The sequence below is a fragment of the Streptococcus handemini genome, assembly GCF_040984445.1.
GTDB classification, from domain to species: Bacteria; Bacillota; Bacilli; order Lactobacillales; family Streptococcaceae; genus Streptococcus; species Streptococcus handemini.
Genome location: NZ_JBFRYH010000018.1, coordinates 1 through 18,708 on the forward strand (window position 1 = coordinate 1; position 18,708 = coordinate 18,708).

The following is an 18,708-nucleotide window of genomic DNA, read 5'->3' on the forward strand; positions in this document are numbered from 1 at the left end:
CGGTTGGATTTTGGAAAGAAAATGAGCATGCGTCGTAAGAAATATGTCCTTAGTCTATCCTTTGACCAGTATTTAAAACGATTACTTTAAATCAAAAAAGTGTTTGAGGTAGAAAAAAGCCGAAGACCGTTTCATGCGTTTGTCGTGAAGAGGCAAATCGTTCTTATCTACTTCTTTGCCTCTTTGGTGTATAATAAAGTATTGATGAAAAAGATGATTAGGAGATTTTGATGCTATATTCCGTCACCGCTACCAACCAAGAGGGCATTCATGGACAAGTTATTTTATCCAGCCAAAAATCAGTTCAGACCGCTCACCCCCTGACTACTGACGAGGGTTTCAATCCCGAGGAACTCATAGCAACTGCTTGGACCACCTGCCTCAATGCAACCATTCAAGCCCTCTTGGAAAGCCAGAAACAAAGCAATCAATCACGGATTGAAGTGACCTGTGAACTCCATAGGGAAGTAGCGATTGGCACAGGGTACTACTTTCAAGTTAATGCCAAAGCTAGTATCGAAGGATTCACACTTGAAGGAGCTGAACGCCTCGTCCAGCAGGCCCATAGCCGATGTCCCGTTTCAAAACTCATCAACCAAAGTCAGACCATCTCACTTCAAACGGTTGAATGGGACACATAACTGAGCACACTTAAAAGAGAGCAGGACTTTATCTTGATTTTATAGAAATTGATTGTCTCACTCTCTTTTTGTATGTCATGAAACCAATTCCATTACAACGGACTGTTGACTATTTTTATATATTTACTTCAAACTGTTTAGGCGGCTCTCCAATTCCTTTTTGGTCATGGCTCCTTCGAATTTTTGTGCAATAGTTCCGTCACTATTGATAAAAACATGGGTCGGAAAGGCCCGAACTTGATAAGATTTAAAGACCTGATCCTTCGTATCAAACAAGACTGGATAAGTAATTCCTAGCTCATCTGCCACTTCTAATATTGAATCCTTAGACTGCTCAGCTGGTCGTTCATTTTCAAACTCTTTTTCAGCCGAAGACACAACAGATAGGAACACAAGATCCTCCTGATCTTTCAGTCCTTGATAGACCTCTTCCAATTCTGGAATTTCATGCTTACAAGGCCCACACCAACTAGCCCAAAGATTGAGATACACTTTTTTCCCCTTAAAATCAGCTAAAGAAACATTCTTTCCATCTTTATCCTTAATCGTAAAGGCTGGTGCTTCTTTTCCAGCAATCTGTTGAACAACTGGTGCTTCTGAACTAGTTGATCCCTGATTTTCTCCACAAGCAGTGAGCGCAAATAAAGACAAACTTAAGCCCATACAAATTATTATTTTTTTCATCAGATCAACCTCCTAAATTTTATACAATTATAACATAGTAAACTTGTTTTTTCTATCTGTTATAGCAAAAAATCCTCATCTATTTGCACAGACAAGGATGAAATGACTATGGTTTTAAGCGATGTAGCATACGTGGGAATGGAATGGCTTCACGGATATGCTTGGTCCCAGCGACAAAGGTTACCATCCGTTCAATCCCAATTCCAAATCCTGCGTGGGGAACGGAGCCGTATTTACGGAGGTCAAGGTAAAATTCATACTCTGAACGATCCATACCAAGGCTGTCCATTTTAGCAACAAGGGCATCGTAATCATCTTCACGGACAGAACCTCCGATAATTTCTCCGTAGCCTTCTGGTGCTAGTAAGTCTGCACAAAGCACGCGCTCTGGATTACCAGGAACTGGTTTCATATAGAAAGCCTTGAAACTTGCTGGATAGTTGACCACAAAGGTTGGCACACCAAAGTAATTTGAAATCCATGTTTCATGAGGAGAACCAAAATCATCTCCATGCTCCAAATGTTCGTAGTCTGTATCCTCATCTGCTTCATGCTCTTGAAGAAGGCTAATGGCATCATCATAGGATACACGTTTGAAAGGCTCAGCGATGTATTTCTTCAAGAGTTCTGTATCACGTTCCAAGGTTTCAAGAGCTTGTGGTGCACGGTCCAAAACACCTTGAATCAATGCTTTTACGTAGGCTTCTTGCAAGTCCAATGATTCATCATGAGAAAGGAAGGAATACTCCGCATCCATCATCCAGAACTCCGTCAAGTGACGACGTGTTTTTGATTTTTCTGCGCGGAATACTGGACCAAAGTCAAAGACACGACCAAGTGCCATCGCTCCTGCTTCCAAGTACAATTGTCCTGATTGGCTCAGGTAGGCAGGTGTCCCAAAGTAATCTGTTTCAAACAATTCTGTCGAATCTTCTGCCGCATTTCCAGACAGGATTGGGCTGTCAAACTTGATAAAGCCATTGCGATCAAAGAACTCATAAGTCGCATAAATAATAGCGTTACGGATTTGCATAATAGCCATTTGCTTACGAGAACGGAGCCACAAGTGACGATTGTCCATCAAGAAATCCGTTCCGTGTTCTTTCGGTGTAATTGGGTAGTCTTTTGAATCACCAACTACCTCAAGATCCGTAATATCCAGCTCATAGCCGAATTTTGACCGCGCGTCTTCTTTGACGATACCTGTTACTAGCACAGATGTTTCCTGGCTGAGTTTTTTAACGGTATCAAACTTAGCTGTTCCTTCTTCTTCACCAAAGGTTTCAATAAAGTTTGGCTTAAAGGCAACTGCTTGGAAAAAAGCAGTTCCATCACGAAGTTGCAAGAAGGCAAGTTTTCCTTTTCCTGATTTGTTGGCAACCCAAGCACCAATGGTCACTTTTTCCCCAACATGGTCTTTGACATCAATAATCGATACTAAATCTTTAGACATAATTTCTCCTGTTCTTTTGTATAATGCTATTTTAACTTCTTAGGCAGTGGTCCACAGCAACGAAGACAAAGCTCCATTTTTTGCTTAACTCTCCATAAATGCTTTCAAGCGTTCAACAGCTTCTTTGAGAGTGTCAAGGTCTGTCGCATAGCTAAGTCGAACATTTTCTGGTGCACCAAAACCTGCTCCCGTCACCAAGGCAACCCCTACTTCTTCTAAGATAGCTGTTGTAAAGGCTGTCACATCCGTAAAACCTTTCATCTCCATGGCTTTTTTTACATTTGGGAAAAGATAGAAAGCACCTTGTGGCTTAACCACTTCAAACCCTGGAACTTCAGCCAACAATGGATAAATGGTATTGAGTCGCTCTTCAAAGGCTTGGCGCATTTTCTCTACTGTGTCCTGCTCGCCAACTAGGGCTTCAATCGCTGCATATTGAGCCACGGCTGTTGGATTGGACGTTGTTTGTCCCGCAATCTTGGTCATTGCAGCAATAATCTCTGGCTCTCCAACTGCATAGCCAATTCGCCAACCAGTCATGGCATAGGTCTTAGATACACCATTGATTACAACGGTCTGCTTACGAATGGCCTCTGACAAACTAGAAATCGGTGTGAACGTATTCCCATTATAGACAAGCCGTCCATAGATATCATCTGCTAGAATGAGAATATCATGCTCTACAGCCCAATTTCCAATCGCAAGAAGTTCCTCCCTGCTATAAATCATCCCAGTTGGATTAGACGGTGAATTTAGGACCAAGACCTTGGTCTTGTCTGTCCGCGCCGCTTCTAATTGCTCTACCGTCACCTTAAAATCATTGGTTTCTCTTGCCTGCACAAAAACAGGTACACCTTCAGCCATTTTGATTTGGTCTGCATAACTGACCCAATAAGGAGTTGGAATAATCACCTCATTAAGTGGATTGATGACACTCATGAAAAAAGTATAAAGAGAGAATTTTGCCCCTGTAGCTACTGTCACCTGATTGGAAGCGACTGCATATCCGTAAAACTTCTCAAAATACTGGCTAATAGCTGCTTTCAACTCAGGAAGACCACTTGCAACCGTGTAAAAGCTAGCACGACCATCTCTAATAGCAGCCATCGCTGCCTCTTGAATATTTTCTGGGGTGGTGAAGTCAGGTTCTCCCAAGGTTAAGGATAAAATATCCCTTCCTTCTGACTTTAACTGCTTGGCACGCGCACCCGCAGCCAGGGTCACACTTTCTTCCATTTCAAGCACTCGTTTTGATAGCTTCATATTCCCTCCTTACTCAGAAATGTTCCGTTTTCAAAAGAAATGATGTAGTAGGCTTGGCCAGACTTGACTTCCCAAATCGGTTGATTTTTTGCATAACCAAAGGTTACTTTTGTGATTTTGCCTGCTCCATTTTCTTTAGCAGTGGCTTTGGCTTCCTCTTGAGAAATCCCATCCACAGCCTTGTAGACAAGAATATCAGAAGACGATTCTGGTATCAAGACCAAAATATCTTCTCCTGACTGATTTTTCCCTGAAACACTATAATAACTTGTCTCTCCCGTATAACGAGCAACACTCGCAATTGACGTCACTCCAGCATAGTCCACCGCTATCTGCTCTGCATGCTGCTGACCTTCTAAAAAAGGCTTGGCAGAAGCCTCTAAAATATAGAGAAAGGAAAAAATAAGAACAGATACAAGAACAAATAAGCCTACTGCATATTGCTTTGCAAGTGACATACTATGTTTATAAGATGCATTTCTCTTTTTTGCCATAATAGAATTATTATACTATATCTTGGGCTAGAATGCTATTTTTTCTAGTAATTTGACCCATTTTTTTCAACAATCCTCTTTTCTGATTTCACTGCTTTGAAAAGTACTTCCTCTTGCAGTTCCGTCTAAATATTGCTACACTAGTCCTATGATAGAAAAAGTCGAAAAAGCCATTGAGCGCAATCAAGAAGCCCTCCACAGTCTCATTATCCTACACAGAGCCTCTGATACCATCTACAAACAAGAAGCCGAAACCATGAAAAAGCATCATTTGACCATGGGACAGTTTGGTGTCTTAGAGATTCTATATAACAAGGGTGATCTCCGCATTCAAGAATTAATTGATAAACTGCTGAGCACATCTGGCAACATGACCGTTGTCATCAAAAACATGATACGAGACGGCTACATTACCAAAGTTCCAGATTGTCATGATAAACGCGCTTCTCGGATTCACTTGACCGATCTTGGTCGCAAGACGATTGAAGCGATTCTCCCTGAGCATTATGACAATGTAGGGCAGATTTTTGATGTGTTAAGCCTCAAAGAACAAGAAACATTGAATGCTATTTTAAAAAAATTCAAAAGATAAAACAAAATTATTGCTAATTAGTGATATTTTTGTTATCCTATCTTCATAGCCTTTCTGGCAGACTAGTTTGTCAGTAGACGAAGGCACTATTTATTATCTTTTAAGGAGGCCATCTACATGGCAAATGTATTATTTTTAGTTGGTTCACTACGGGAAGGTTCATTCAACCACCAAATGGCAAAACAAGCCGAAGAGTTGCTAAAAGGGAAAGCGACCGTATCCTATTTGGACTATAGCCAAGTTCCCGTTTTCAGTCAAGATCTTGAAACACCTGTTCTTCCTGCAATTGCTGCCGCTCGTCAAGCAGTTGAACAAGCAGATGCTATCTGGATCTTCTCCCCTGTTTACAACTACGGTATTCCTGGTCCTGTGAAAAATATTCTTGACTGGCTCAGCCGTGCTCTTGACTTGTCAGATCCAAAAGGACCTTCTGTCTTACAAGATAAATTAGTGACAGTCTCTGCAGTTGCAAATGGTGGACACGAGCCACTCTTTACGGCCTACAAAGAACTTCTCCCCTTCATCCGCACAAAAGTAATCGGTGAATTTACGGCTTCACCAATCAATCCAGAAGCATGGGGAGCTGGTCAATTCCTTCTGTCAGAAGAAACAGCTGCACAACTCGAAAAACAAGCTGCTAATCTCCTAGAAGCTATTGGGTAAATGTATCAAACTAGAGGCTTGCGTCTCTAGTTTTTTCATTCTTATTTTTTTGCAACCTTATCTATTGGAAAAAAGGATAAGATAGCTTATAATATAAAGTAGGAGGAATACCATGAACATGAAATTACTATACCGCATGGGAGCTGGTAGCCTTGTGGCGCTAGCCTTGTTAACGGCCTGCTCTCGTCCATCAGAAAAGAACAGTCCTTCTTCTGAGTTGCCTGCTTTAACAAATTCATTTACCACTTCAGACTTCAAACCAATGACCGCTAAATCTGGCTTATTTTCGATTCAAGTACCGAGCGATTGGATTGCGAGCGAGAATGATACCAGCAATGATTTTTCAGCCTATTCTGCTGGAAATGATTATTTTATGACGGCCAATCGCTATGCTAAGGTTGATTCGCCACTATCGCTGGAAGACTTTGCTCGCTCGCTGTTAAACAATTCAGAAGAAACCAAATCAGAAAATCTTCAGCTAACCCAGACAACCATCGCGGGTAAATCTGGCTTCCTTTATACCAAAGAAGTCAATAAAGAAAAACAATTGCTTCTCTTTTTCTACGAAGAAGGTGAAGATTATCGCTTGATTAGCCTTGTGGCGCATCCTGAGAACGCTAATAAAACCCAAGAATTTCTAACCCAAGCCGTAGCTTCTTGGACTACACTCACTACTACCAAACAAGTGAACTTCCGTTATGAGCAAGCGGCCACCATTCCGAATTCCGCTCTAACAGTTTCTCTTCCAACTAGCTGGAAGCAAGAAACAGAAGGTGCTCCTGCTGATACAATCATTTATCAAGATGGAACAAACGGAATCCGCCTATCTATCCGCGGTGTTTCTACAGCAGGCTATACCGTCGGCCTCAACGAAATAGCTGACCAACTTGCTCCTGAAAATAGCACCCCTACAAAAGAAGAAGTCACACTTGGTAGTTACCGCGGATATCGTCTGTCTCTCAGCCAGACATCTAGTACTCAATCCAATTACGTCGTTCACATCTACGCTTTCCATATCAATGACACACTCGTTACCTTTACCGCTTCGGCCAAAACGAGTGACACAGCCCTTCTACAATCCACAATGGAGACCATCATCACTTCAATGAAATAATCTCTTCCATACTGAAAATCAAAAAGCATGTCACTCGCTTCAATGCTAGGACATGCTTTTTGTTAGGATAACCAATACATTAGGGCTGTTTTCTCACAAAGACTACTTTTTGCTCCTCTGACAAATCCGCTCGATAAGTAAAGCCATCAAAGGTGAGCTGCCGAATCGCATCAAGGGTCTGAACATCCTGTTCTGCCATGAGTGAAACGAGACGACCGCGCCCTTTTTTAGAAATCGTCGAATGAATCTTCAATCTTCCAGCTCGATCTTCCATAAAGACAATCTGGATCATCCGCTTTTGAATCGCTGGTGAGAAAACTTGTTCAAATTCAGACGACGACAGGGAGATAATCAGTTCCTCTTCTGCCACCTGCTCATCATATTGAGCCCGCCAAAATTGCTTGAGCGATTGTCCCTCGATTTTGAGCTGCCCTTGAAAGTCCAAACGGTGCGGAGAAATCAAGGTAAAGGGGGAGATCAGACCATAAAAACCTGTTGCAAGTCGGACATGATGCTGCCAGTATTCCTCTTCTGCCTGACTTAAATCCCTACGTTTCATATACCGGTACATGAGACCGTCATAAAGTGTCCAAGCCGGATAAGCCTTGGCTTGTCCATGGGCAATTCTGTACCAGCGGTCGACTTCCAGTTCCGTCCTGTCGCTGTTTAGCTTATAAAAAGCCGCCAATTCTTCTACGGACAGCTTTCTGACTGCTGCTAAGACCGCACTTGACTTTTCAGAAAGTGGAACAAAAGGGTGATTGTCTAAATTGGTATTTAATTCTTTCGCATTTGGAAGGATGATTTTCATATTTTGATTATACCATATACGCTTCATTTTACTCTTTTCTTGCTTTTTTATTTATAAGATGTTATTATCTAGTTATGATAACTAGATAATAAGGAGTATACAATGATTTCCTTACCTAAATGGCAGCAATTACCTGATTTGGATCTCTATTTAGACCAAGTCTTGCTCTATGTTAACCAACAAACTCTTCCTTTTTTAGCCAGTCGTGAAAAGCCTCTTACTGCTTCTATGGTCAATAATTATGTCAAACACGGCTATCTTCCCAAACCGATTAAGAAAAAATACAATCGTACACAAGTCGCTCGCTTGATTGTTTTGAGCATTTATAAGCCAATTTTCCCGATTGCAGCTATACAAGAAATGATTGATATTTTAAAAGAAACAGACGAAGCTTCCGTGCTGTATAACGCCTTTGTGGACTGCCTTTCTGGTATCGAAAATGAGGGACAACCACTGATTTTACAAAAAGCCTGTCAGACCTTTCACTCTTACCAAGCGACACTCGCACTCATTCCAGTCTTGAAAGGAGAATCGGATGAATCAAAGTTTTAAACTATCCCTCCAACTCTCATTCGGAGAAGAGGTAGGCAATGCCGTTACTCATGCAGTCAGTGCCTTTTTCATGCTCCTTTTACTGCCATTTTCGGCGATTTATAGCTACGAATATGCTGGCTTGACCCAGGCGATTGGAGTGTCTATTTTTATCATTAGTCTCTTTCTCATGTTCCTCTCCTCCACCATTTACCATTCAATGGCCTATGGTTCAACCCACAAGTATATTCTACGGATTATCGATCATAGCATGATTTACATTGCCATCGCAGGTAGCTACACTCCCATCCTATTGACTCTTATGCCCAATTGGCAGGGATATCTGGTCTTAGTCATCCAATGGGCAACAACGATTTTTGGTATTCTTTACAAAATTTTTGCTAAACAAATCAACGAACGATTCAGTTTAACTCTATATCTAATTATGGGCTGGCTGGTTGTCTTTATCCTCCCCCAATTCCTTGCTCAAACAGGGCCAACATTCTGGTTTTTGATGTTGGCAGGAGGAATGGCTTATAGTATCGGAGCTATATTTTACGCTAAGAAAAAGCCCTATTTTCATATGATTTGGCATCTATTTATCATTTTAGCGAGTCTCTTGCAATACCTTGCGATTGTCTTTTACATGGTCTAATCCAACTGTAAGAACCTGTATTCACAGCTCAGCAACTCTAATCGCTAGCTTATGAATACAGGTTCTAAGACTTGTTTCTAGGCCCGAAAGAGGCTATACTATCTGTAGGGGGACAGTTATGACCAGTAAATACCAAACAATCATTCAGGATATTATCACAGGAATTGAAGAACATCGTTTTAAAAGAGGGCAAAAACTGCCTTCCATTCGCAAGCTCAGCGAACAATACCAGTGTAGTAAAGATACTGTTCAAAAAGCCATGCTGGAGTTGAAATACCAAAATCGGATTTATGCAGTGGAAAAAAGTGGCTATTATATCCTAGAAGACCAAGATTTTCAGGACACGACCCTCTCGCTGAATCCAGAGGATTTTTTGCAGCTACCCTACGATGATTTTCGAACCTGCGTCCATGAAAGCCTTGTTGGTCGGGAAAAATATCTTTTTAATTATTATCATCAGCAGGAAGGGTTGGAGGAATTGATTGACTCGCTCTACCGGCTCCTCATGGACTACCATGTTTATTGTAAAAAAGACCAACTGGTCATTACAGCAGGTAGCCAACAAGCTCTCTACATCCTAACACAAATGCAACTATCTTCAGGCAAACAGGGAATCCTGATTGAAGAGCCAACTTACTATCGAATGAAAACTCTATTAGAGGAACAGAAACTCCCCTATCAAACGATTGAGCGGTCCTTAAATGGAATTGACCTTGCTCAACTAGAGACAATTTTTAAAAGTGGAAAGATTAAGTATTTCTATACCATTCCCCGTCTCCACAATCCTTTGGGCACAACCTATACTCGTAACACCCAAGAGACAATTGTGCAATTAGCAGACCAATATGATGTCTATGTAATTGAGGACGATTATCTGGCGGACTTCGATGCTGCAAAGACCTTGCCCCTCCATTATCTGGATACACATGATCGTGTCATTTACATCAAATCTTTTACTCCCACCCTCTTTCCGGCTTTGCGCTTAGGGGGAGTTGTACTACCTCATCATCTACGGTCCAGTTTTTTACAACATAAGAGTTTGATTGATTATGACACCAACCTCATCATGCAAAAGGCCCTCTCTCTTTATATTGATAATGGTATGTTTGCCCGCAATACACGTCATCTCTATCAGTTAAAACAGGCACATGAGCTAGAAATGCGTGAACTCTTATCTTACTATCAACTCCCTTATCCCCATCATCTTGCCCAAGAAACACTGACCATTCAGCTTCCAAAAGAAAAAATCAGCGCCCGTCTCAAACATGGACTAGTCAATGCCGAGCTCATCACAGGGCAGTCCTATGACTATCTCCAACTGTCTTATAGCCAGACGTTTGCAACAGACTTACAACAGATAATAGAAGAGTTAGAAAAAATCAGCTAGACAATATACCTAGCTGATTTTTGATTGAAGCACACTATTTTATTGATAATTACTCTATCGCAAAGTAATCAACTGATTATGTTTTGGGCCCGTTATTCATACCGACGCATAAACACGTAGTCTTTTTCAACCGTATCCGAGAGTGAAAATCCTTGCTTTGTCCAGAATCTTTTAGCTTTTTCATTCTGATTGTGAACAGGTAACGAAATACGTTTTACTTGATATGTTTCTTGCAAATACTCTATGCAACGACTTGCCGCCTGAGTTCCATACCCCCTATCTTGAAAGGCGACATCAATTAAAAAGTTGATGATTTGCGGATTCTCTTCTCTAACATACATAGATACAAAGCCAATAATTTGCTCCTCTTGATAAATAGCAAAGGCTTCCATGCTATCTCGATAGACCCATGCTTCTGCTAAGGAATAGAGGACAGAATCAACAAATTCGTTCTGTTCTTGTTCTATGCCACCTGTCAAGTCAATACAGACCTGAAAATTTTCCTCATCAATCGTCTTGAATTTTATCATATGCTCACTTCTTTCTTTGATTTATTCCCACCATTCCTTCAAACTAGCGCCAATCACCTTAACCTGCCAGGACTGCCAAGATCATAAACATCCTGAAATCCTTGGTCACGCAAATACTTAGCTGATTTCTTCATTGGCCTCCCATTCTCCATCATCTATCTACTCATTGAACACTAAGAACCGGTATTCACAGTTCAGCAACCCGAAACATGACAAGAAGAGATACAATCTTTTGCATTGCAAAGGGTAGAAAAAGGCATTGAACCAAAGTTCCTGCCTTATTCATTTCATCATTAAATTTCATAGCCCATTAACAAACCATTTTCTTCTGCATAAAAGCTGCATAGTCCTGAAGTTGGAAGGGCCTCAATCAAGGCTTCTGGATACATATTGCGGACCAATTCAGCAAATTGCTGGCAGAATTTTTCGTTATTGCGGTGGGCAATCACAATTCGACCACCTTTATATCCTGCTTTTAGTAATTCTTCAAAGGCTGTTGTAACTGATTTTTTGTGTCCACGCGCTTTTTGAAGCAATTCCAGTTTGCCTTCGCTACTTGCTTCTCCTACCATACGGATATTGAGCAATCCAACAACTGCACCAACTAGCTTACTCAAACGCCCATTTTTAACCAGATTATTCACCTTAGCAAGCACAAAGAGTAATTTCGTGCGCTTTTGATAATCGGTAATGGCTGAAACCAAGTCTTCAAACTCTAGTTCTTTGGCAATCAGGCGATTGATTTCTCCAACCAATAAATCTATTTCTCCCCCCGCAGAAAGGGTATCAATCAAATGAATATTAGCCGAAGGATGCTCCTCTAAAAACATCTCTTTAGCAACTCGAGCGCTATTATAGCTACCAGATAGGGAACCTGTCAAGGTTAGAACGATGATATTATCTGCGCCTTGATAAGCTGCTTCATAGGCTTGTGGGCTTGGACAGGCGGAACCTGCTGCTTCTGATGAAGCATACATTACTTCCATCATATGGTCAATATCCAAGTTTTGGTCATCAAGAAAGGTTTGGTTTTCAACACGAACCGTAAAGGGGATAATCTCAAATTGCGTATCTGGTGCAAGATTCGGTAACTCTTTATAATCACAACCTGAATCTGCAACAATTTTCCATTTAGCCATAAATGTATTTCCATTCTATATAGTAGTGTGGCTAAGATTTTTATTTGACAAGCAAACTATCTTACTTTACAATTATATCATGAAACAATATGAAGTGAAAGCATTTTCTTTCGGCTGTAACAGCCCAAATGTTTCTCCCCATTGCAACTCGAACATAGTCGCAAAACAGATTTATATGAGTAAAGGACGCCTATGAAAAAACGGACGATTTCCCCAAAATCTTTAAAAAATCTTTCGCAATCAAATACCGAAATCAATCAGTTAACTCGTGAAGCTATTGAAACTGCTCTGCTCTTTTTATTGGAAAAAAAGGAGTTGAAGCACATCTCTATTTCCGAATTGGTCAAAAAAGCTGGTGTATCACGCAATGCTTTTTATCGCAATTACAAGTCCAAAGAGGAAATTTTAGAGCTGGCATACGCCAAGACGTCGCAAAATCTCATGGATAAATGGCAGCAACTGCAAAAAAAGGTCCAAGAAGAAGGTATTCAGCAAAGCTTTACAGACTTTCTTCACCAGCAAAAAGGAAAAGTGGAAGATACCAAGACCTTTTCCAATATCAGCCAATGGATTAAGGATAAAACCAATCAGTTGAATAACAGATAAGCTAAAACGAGGCTGGGACAAAAGTCCAACCCTAAATATAAAAAACGAACAAAACAAGTTTTCTGACACTCAGAATTCTGTTTTGTTCGCTTTTTATGTCTCATCTATCAATTTAAAGAATTACTGATAAAGAATTTCAAAAATCAAAATCTTTTTATCCTTCTCTTTACCTTATCTGGCTCTCGAGATTCTAGGCTCAGGCTAAAATAATCCACTGGATTATCCTCGCTTTCCTGTTTTTAGACTCGGGCTAAAATAATCCACTGGATTATTTTAGTCCCAATTCTTTCGTCCGTTTAATGGCTGCTTTTATGGCAGACATAAGGGCATAGCGGAAACCTTCTTTTTCTAATCTGATAACTCCTGCAATGGTTGAGCCTCCTGGCGAGGTGACTTCTTGGCGTAATTGGGCTGGATGTTTGCTACTAGTTAAGACCATTTGTGCAGAACCTACTAGAGTCTGAGCTGCTAGATATTTAGCGTCATCTGCACTCAGTCCATGTGCTACTCCGGCATCCATCATAGCCTCAATCCATTGATAGACAAAAGCGGGTCCACACCCTGCAAGAGCTGTTGCGACATCTATCAACTGTTCATCCACTCTCTTTACTTGCCCTGATTGAGATAAAAGATGCTCAGTCAGAGTAGTCAAATCTGGATTATGTAGGGCATAGGTTGTCATCCCTTGGCCAATCGCAACAGGTGTATTTGGCATGATTCGAACCACTTGACCAATCGGCAGATATTGTGCCAGTTGTTCCAAGCTAACGCCTGCTGCCATGGAAACCCAAACGGCAGAAGAATTTGTTTGAATCGCTTCTTTCAGACTATCAAGCAGGGAAGACAAGAGATAGGGTTTTACCCCTAAAAAGAGAACATCTGCTTCTTGAGCTATTTCAAGATTCGAAAGAATACGTCCACCTAGTTGTTCTTGTAAGGTCTTTGCTCGATCTTGGTTATGATTACTGAGAAAGAGTTCTATATCTGCCAGCTTTGAAACTGCATGCGCAAGAGCTGATCCCATATTGCCCAAGCCAATAAATCCAACTTTCATAAATAGCCCTTTCTATCGTACCTGACCTGTACCAGAAATAATATACTTGTAGGTCGTCATCTCACGCAACCCCATTGGACCACGTGCGTGCATTTTTTGCGTTGAAATTCCTAATTCGCAGCCTAAGCCAAACTCACCGCCATCTGTAAAACGAGTAGAAGCATTTACATAGACAGCTGCTGAATCAACTACTTGGGTGAAATAAGTTGCCGTCTCTTCCTCTTCCGTTACAATTGCTTCACTATGACCGGTTGAATGGGCTGCAATATGTCTTGCTGCTGCTACCACATCATCTACTACTTTTACTGCTAGAATATAATCTAAAAATTCTGTATCAAAGTCATCGCTTCCTGCTGGCTGAGCTTGTTGCAAATATGTAATAGCTCGCTCATCTGCCCGCAATTCTACCTGACCTGCCAGTCTCTCTTCTAATAATGGTAAGAAGGCAGCTGCAATATCTGTATGGACCAACAACACTTCTGCCGCATTACAGACGGATGGGCGACTCGTTTTAGCATTGCTGACAATAGACAGCGCCTTTTGAATATCCGCATGTTGATCCACATAAACATGACAAATCCCCGTTCCTGTTTCAATAATAGGTACTGTCGCTTGCTCAACAACTGCTTGAATCAAGCCAGCTCCACCTCTTGGCACTAACAAGTCAATCTTCCCCTTAGCTGTCATCAATTCCTGAGCTGATAGGCGGCTTGTATCCTGCACCAATTCAATGACTTCTGGAGCAATGCCTGCCTGTTCAAGACCAATCTTTAAGGCGCTAATAATCGCCTGACTTGAATGAAAAGCTTCCTTGCCACCACGAAGAATGACGGCATTTCCACTTTTAATCGCAAGTGCAGCCGCATCTGAGGTCACATTGGGTCTACTTTCATAAATCATTCCGATGAGGCCGAAAGGAATCGCTTTTTTCTGAATCTGAAGTCCATTTGCCGTCTGATACTGATCCAGAACAAGACCAACAGGATCTGGAAGGTCAATGAGGGCTCGAATCCCGTCTGCCATAGCCTGTACACGTTCTGCTGTCAAGAGTAGACGATCCTGCATCACAGGTGCGATCGTTCCTTGTGCCTGTTCCATATCGCGGGCATTTGCGGCTAAAATCCGCTCCCTGTTGCCTTCCAATTGGGCAGCCATCGCTTGAAGCGCCGTATTTTTTTGATCTGTACTAGCCAAATTGATCGCAGACTTATGCGCTAAAAGGCTGTCTAACAGAGCTTGTGTTGTTGTCATATCGTTTGTCATCCTTTCTATAAACTAACCCAATCATTGCGGTGAATAAAGATTCCCTCTGCCTTTTTAGTCGCTAATTTTTGCTCTAATTCTTTCGAGGAAAGTTTTACGCGCCCCTTTCCAATAATCCGGTGGGTATCTTGATGATAGACAGACACAATATCTCCTGACTGAAAGGTCCCTTCTACTGCCTTAATTCCTGCAAGGAGTAAGCTCCGTCCTTGCAGTAACATAGCCTCAGCTGCACCTGTATCAATCTCTACCGAAGCATCTGTTCGTGCATAAAAGGCTAGCCATTGTTTGCGTTGGTTGAGCGCTTCATGATCTGCCAAGAAAAGGGTTCCTTTGTTGGATTGGGTGACGGCTTGAATCAGGGCTGTGTCCTCTTTTGATGAGCAGATAAAGACTGGAACTCCTGACTTGGTGGCAATTTGCGCTGCCTGTAATTTTGTCGTCATGCCACCTGTACCATTTGTTGACCCTGCCCCTGCTGCCATAGCAAATAAGTCATCACTAATTTCTGCAATTTCAGCCAAATGCTGTGCTTGCGGATCTGAATTGGGATTAGCTGTATAAAGACCATCCACATCCGTTAAAAGAACCAGCAAATCCGCTTTTAAAAGGGAAGCAACTTGAGCAGATAAGGTGTCATTATCCCCTACCTTGATTTCTTCAATAGCGATCGTATCATTCTCATTAATAATCGGAATGGCCTTCTGATGGAGAAGAACTTGCAAGGCTTGTGAAGCATTCTGATAGCGCCTAGCATCTGCAAAATCCTCCTGTGTTAAGAGAACTTGGGCGGATACAATCCCGTCTTTCATCAGATTTTGCGTATACTCTTCAATCAATAGTCCCTGACCAACCGCAGCACTTGCCTGCTTTTCTGCAATTTTGGTTGGTCGCTTGTCAAAGCCTAGACGACGAAAACCAGCTGCAATGGATCCTGAAGTCACCAAAACCAGCTGGTAGCCTTTTTGATGAAGTTGGGCCAATTGATTGGTTATCCGCGCAATTTTGATACGGTCTAAACTCCCATTTTCTTGCGTGAGAGAACTCGTTCCCACTTTAAATACAATTAGTTTATCACTCATCGAACTGTCTCACTTCCTCATTAGATAAGAAAAAGTATAGCATATTTCAAACAATTTGACCATAAATTCTATTGTTGGATTGGCCAACTCCTAACAAGAAGAGGGAGAAAATGACTCTCCCTTCTTCTATCCATCTACTAATCTAAAAATCGACCTAGCTACTCGCTCAAATGCGGTTAACCCAAAGAGTCTGCTCGATTAAAAGTTGAAAGAGACAATTCTTCCTAGTTTTCTTACTTCTCTTAGAAAATCCCCCTTAGCGAGACGAATTTCCCTTGAAAAAGCGTCTCATTCGCTCCACCACAGTTTTCTGAGAAAGTTGCTCCATTTGGTATTCTGTCTCCAAGAAATGCTGGATTTGCTGGCCGTATTGCTTCTCAATCAGACGATTGTCCAATAAGAGAACACAAGATTTCTGCTCAGCTGATCGATTACTTCGCCCCATAGCCTGTTTAAGTTTTAACATCATCATGGGAAGGTGATAGTCATAAAAAGGATTCTTTCCTTCTGCTTTGAGATGGCGATTTACTTTTTTTACAAAACGGTCTTGGGGATTTTCAAAGGGTAAGCGTGGAATAATTTGAATAAGCTCAGCTTGACGAGCAAAATCAACCCCTTCCCAAAAAGCTCCTGTCCCTAATAAGACCGCTACTTCACCTTTTTCAAAACGGCGCTTGATACTCATCTCCTGGCCATGTTTGTGCTGGGCCAAATGGGAAATCCCTATTTCTTCTAGCTGATTGGATAGTTCAAGCAACAACTGAATTGACGTTAGTAAGACCAAAATGGGACGTTTTAGCTGCATAAGACCGTTTATCTGTTGACAGATGAATTGTGCATGTTCTTCTTTATTCATCGAGACTAAATCAGGTAAAGGATGGGAGTACATAATCAACTGATTACCTTTTTCTGTGTGCGGAAGACAATCCTGAGTGACTTCGTGAAAGCCGAGTAAGTCTGCTACATTGACCCTCTTGCTTATCTCAAGCGTTGCACTAATGCAAAAAATCTTCGTAGTCGGTAAAAAACGTGCTACATCTAACAAATCTACTTGACTGGCACGCAAGAAAAATGAGCGCTGCTCCTGCAAACGGCGTTCTTCTAGCCAATATTCTCTGTCTTGTTCGAGAAGTGCTACCCAGTCCCAAAAATCTGAATCATCTAATTCTGCCAAATTTTGCTTTAATGAAGCAAGATCCTCTGCTGCCAATTCACGCTTGCCCTGTGTTTGAAACTGTTCTATCAGATGCTGTAATTCAAAATAACAGGCTTCCAATAAACGTATTTCTAACACTTCCTTTGCTCGATCCAGCTTACTTTGCAACAAGGCTTGACAATCTGAAATGGACAATTCCTGACTAGCATATTCTTCTGCCGCCAAAATAAACTTTTGGGCTTCATCAATAACGAGAATACGCTCTTTCATCCAGTCTGTTTGCTGCAAATGCTCCAAAAAATAGGCATGATTTGTCAAGACGAGCTGGCTGGTTTGAGCAGCCTCTTGCGCTCTGTGCCAAAAATCCCACTCACCAAACAAGGACTGACTATTCCAGTTACCCTCGTGCTGTAATTCATCAAAATAGCTTTGATAGCGCTGCTTCTGCTTGAGCTCATCCATATCCCCTGTCTCAGTTTCACAAAGCCAGACCAACAAGTGCATCTTATAGCGATTGAGTAAACGATTGTCATCTTGCCTTTCCAAGGTCCGCCAAAAGGTGTCTAAGCTGAGATAATGCCGTGAGGACTTGATGGAGGCAATCGAGATATGAAATACTTCGGATAGCTTTCGCCCCTCATTTTCCAGAATCTGCTGCTGCAAGACCTTGGTTGGGACAACTACTAATAAAGGCATGTTCCCCTGTGCTAAAAGTGGTAATAAATAACCATAGGTTTTTCCAATACCTGCCTGTGCTTGGACAAAATGGACTCGTTCTTGCTCTTCCAATAATCGTTTTTCTACAATCTCCGCAAAGGCCAACTGTTGCGGTCGTTCATCGAGTCCTAAAAGCGCCAGATTCCTTGCAACATTCTTTGATAGGTAGCGAGTCGGTTGCCGCTTTGCTGTTTTTTTGAGACAAAGACCATTTACATTGATAATGTCATCTGGTAGATAATCTGAAAGGGTCGGATAAATCTCGTCAATTACTAATCGGGATTCATATAGAAGATAATCTGCAAAGGTTAAAATCTGCCCAACCGTCTGCTTAGGTAGCTGCTGAATCTTCTCTTGTATTTTTAACAACAATTTTGCTGTTGCTGTCGCATCTGAAATAGCCGTATGAGCCTGCTCCAGCTCCAAATCCAAGTCTTGAGCTAGATTTACCAAGCTATACTTGTCTAAGGTCGGAAAAAATAATTGGGCCAATTCCACCGTATCAACCCGCGGTGTTCGCAATTCATATCCCTCAAAAAAGAGCGCTTCTGCCAGTAAATTTGCATCGAAGGAAACGTTATGTGCCACAAAAATCGTTCCCTCTAGTAAATCATAAATCACTTTTGCCACCTGACTAAAATCAGGTGCTACTGCTAATTGCTGGTCGGTGATACCTGTCAATTCCCGGATATGAACATCTAGCTTTTCATACGGATTGATATCTGTCGCGTAGGTTTCAACAATCTGCCCTGCCTCAACAATGACAATCCCAATCTGAATGATTTTAGCATGACTACTACTGCTCGTTGCTTCCAAGTCTACAACCGCATACCGATTTGCCTGTTTTTTCTCTGTCATAACAGTAAAATTATA

19 protein-coding genes are annotated in these 18,708 nt (G+C 41.5%); 8 read left to right on the top strand and 11 right to left on the bottom strand.

Features of this window, described 5'->3' with window-relative positions:
- The first annotated feature begins 230 nt into the window (after positions 1–230).
- Entirely contained in the window at positions 231–641 is a 411-nt protein-coding gene (locus ABPH35_RS04135) for an OsmC family protein (RefSeq protein WP_349988457.1), read from the top strand.
- Positions 642–764: 123 nt separating this feature from the next.
- Here the strand turns inward: ABPH35_RS04135 and ABPH35_RS04140 are convergent, their stop codons facing one another.
- The 4 genes from ABPH35_RS04140 to ABPH35_RS04155 all read right to left on the bottom strand — a co-directional run bounded on the left by ABPH35_RS04140 (position 765) and on the right by ABPH35_RS04155 (position 4,535).
- A complete protein-coding gene (locus ABPH35_RS04140; protein ID WP_349988458.1) occupies positions 765–1,325 on the bottom strand; it encodes a TlpA family protein disulfide reductase in 561 nt (186 codons plus the stop codon).
- A 106-nt stretch (positions 1,326–1,431) separates the two neighbouring features.
- On the bottom strand, positions 1,432–2,778 hold the full coding sequence (gene asnS, locus ABPH35_RS04145) for an asparagine--tRNA ligase (RefSeq protein WP_349988459.1): 1,347 nt from the start codon (positions 2,776–2,778) through the stop codon (positions 1,432–1,434).
- Positions 2,779–2,862: 84 nt separating this feature from the next.
- On the bottom strand, positions 2,863–4,041 hold the full coding sequence (locus tag ABPH35_RS04150; protein WP_368849612.1) for an aminotransferase class I/II-fold pyridoxal phosphate-dependent enzyme: 1,179 nt from the start codon (positions 4,039–4,041) through the stop codon (positions 2,863–2,865).
- Positions 4,038–4,535 (bottom strand): cell wall elongation regulator TseB-like domain-containing protein, encoded by a 498-nt coding sequence (locus ABPH35_RS04155; protein ID WP_368849613.1) that lies wholly within the window; start codon positions 4,533–4,535, stop codon positions 4,038–4,040. The genes ABPH35_RS04150 and ABPH35_RS04155 overlap by 4 nt, the downstream gene beginning before the upstream one ends.
- 148 nt (positions 4,536–4,683) lie before the next feature.
- Between ABPH35_RS04155 and ABPH35_RS04160 the strand changes: the two genes are divergently transcribed.
- The 3 genes from ABPH35_RS04160 (at position 4,684) to ABPH35_RS04170 (ending at position 6,904) form a co-directional block, all read left to right on the top strand.
- Positions 4,684–5,127 carry a MarR family winged helix-turn-helix transcriptional regulator gene (locus ABPH35_RS04160; RefSeq protein ID WP_405054562.1) on the top strand — a complete coding sequence of 148 codons (444 nt, stop codon included), beginning with the start codon at positions 4,684–4,686 and terminating at the stop codon, positions 5,125–5,127.
- A gap of 117 nt (positions 5,128–5,244) precedes the next feature.
- Positions 5,245–5,790, top strand: a complete 546-nt coding sequence (locus tag ABPH35_RS04165) for an NADPH-dependent FMN reductase (RefSeq protein ID WP_349988462.1) — start codon at positions 5,245–5,247, stop codon at positions 5,788–5,790.
- 112 nt (positions 5,791–5,902) lie between these two features.
- On the top strand, positions 5,903–6,904 hold the full coding sequence (locus tag ABPH35_RS04170) for a hypothetical protein (protein WP_349988463.1): 1,002 nt from the start codon (positions 5,903–5,905) through the stop codon (positions 6,902–6,904).
- A 79-nt stretch (positions 6,905–6,983) separates the two neighbouring features.
- Here ABPH35_RS04170 and yaaA read toward each other — a convergent pair whose 3' ends face one another.
- Positions 6,984–7,715 carry a peroxide stress protein YaaA gene (gene yaaA / locus ABPH35_RS04175; RefSeq protein ID WP_349988489.1) on the bottom strand — a complete coding sequence of 244 codons (732 nt, stop codon included), beginning with the start codon at positions 7,713–7,715 and terminating at the stop codon, positions 6,984–6,986.
- Positions 7,716–7,817: 102 nt separating this feature from the next.
- Between yaaA and ABPH35_RS04180 the strand changes: the two genes are divergently transcribed.
- The 3 genes from ABPH35_RS04180 to ABPH35_RS04190 all read left to right on the top strand — a co-directional run bounded on the left by ABPH35_RS04180 (position 7,818) and on the right by ABPH35_RS04190 (position 10,288).
- The gene (locus ABPH35_RS04180) at positions 7,818–8,267 is read left to right on the top strand and encodes a DUF1836 domain-containing protein (protein WP_349988464.1); all 450 of its coding nucleotides are present in this window, start codon (positions 7,818–7,820) and stop codon (positions 8,265–8,267) included.
- Entirely contained in the window at positions 8,251–8,901 is a 651-nt protein-coding gene (gene trhA / locus ABPH35_RS04185) for a PAQR family membrane homeostasis protein TrhA (protein WP_349988465.1), read from the top strand. The genes ABPH35_RS04180 and trhA overlap by 17 nt, the downstream gene beginning before the upstream one ends.
- A gap of 118 nt (positions 8,902–9,019) precedes the next feature.
- Positions 9,020–10,288 carry an aminotransferase-like domain-containing protein gene (locus tag ABPH35_RS04190; protein WP_349988466.1) on the top strand — a complete coding sequence of 423 codons (1,269 nt, stop codon included), beginning with the start codon at positions 9,020–9,022 and terminating at the stop codon, positions 10,286–10,288.
- A gap of 92 nt (positions 10,289–10,380) precedes the next feature.
- On the opposite strand, the gene ABPH35_RS04195 is transcribed toward ABPH35_RS04190, so the two are convergent.
- Positions 10,381–10,818, bottom strand: coding sequence for a GNAT family N-acetyltransferase (locus tag ABPH35_RS04195; protein ID WP_349988467.1), 438 nt, complete (start codon positions 10,816–10,818; stop codon positions 10,381–10,383).
- Positions 10,819–11,111: 293 nt separating this feature from the next.
- Positions 11,112–11,957 (bottom strand): DegV family protein, encoded by an 846-nt coding sequence (locus ABPH35_RS04200; RefSeq protein WP_349988468.1) that lies wholly within the window; start codon positions 11,955–11,957, stop codon positions 11,112–11,114.
- 192 nt (positions 11,958–12,149) lie between these two features.
- On the opposite strand from ABPH35_RS04200, the gene ABPH35_RS04205 reads away from it, so the two are divergent.
- Positions 12,150–12,563, top strand: a complete 414-nt coding sequence (locus ABPH35_RS04205; protein ID WP_349988469.1) for a TetR/AcrR family transcriptional regulator — start codon at positions 12,150–12,152, stop codon at positions 12,561–12,563.
- 268 nt (positions 12,564–12,831) lie between these two features.
- On the opposite strand, the gene proC is transcribed toward ABPH35_RS04205, so the two are convergent.
- From proC to ABPH35_RS04225, 4 genes are all read right to left on the bottom strand, one after another.
- On the bottom strand, positions 12,832–13,617 hold the full coding sequence (gene proC, locus ABPH35_RS04210) for a pyrroline-5-carboxylate reductase (RefSeq protein WP_349988470.1): 786 nt from the start codon (positions 13,615–13,617) through the stop codon (positions 12,832–12,834).
- 12 nt (positions 13,618–13,629) lie between these two features.
- Complete coding sequence (locus ABPH35_RS04215; RefSeq protein ID WP_368849614.1) at positions 13,630–14,868, bottom strand: glutamate-5-semialdehyde dehydrogenase; 1,239 nt, start codon at positions 14,866–14,868, stop codon at positions 13,630–13,632.
- Positions 14,869–14,885: 17 nt separating this feature from the next.
- Entirely contained in the window at positions 14,886–15,962 is a 1,077-nt protein-coding gene (proB, locus tag ABPH35_RS04220; protein ID WP_349988472.1) for a glutamate 5-kinase, read from the bottom strand.
- 256 nt (positions 15,963–16,218) lie between these two features.
- Positions 16,219–18,693 carry a bifunctional DnaQ family exonuclease/ATP-dependent helicase gene (locus ABPH35_RS04225; protein ID WP_349988473.1) on the bottom strand — a complete coding sequence of 825 codons (2,475 nt, stop codon included), beginning with the start codon at positions 18,691–18,693 and terminating at the stop codon, positions 16,219–16,221.
- Positions 18,694–18,708: the final 15 nt, after the last annotated feature.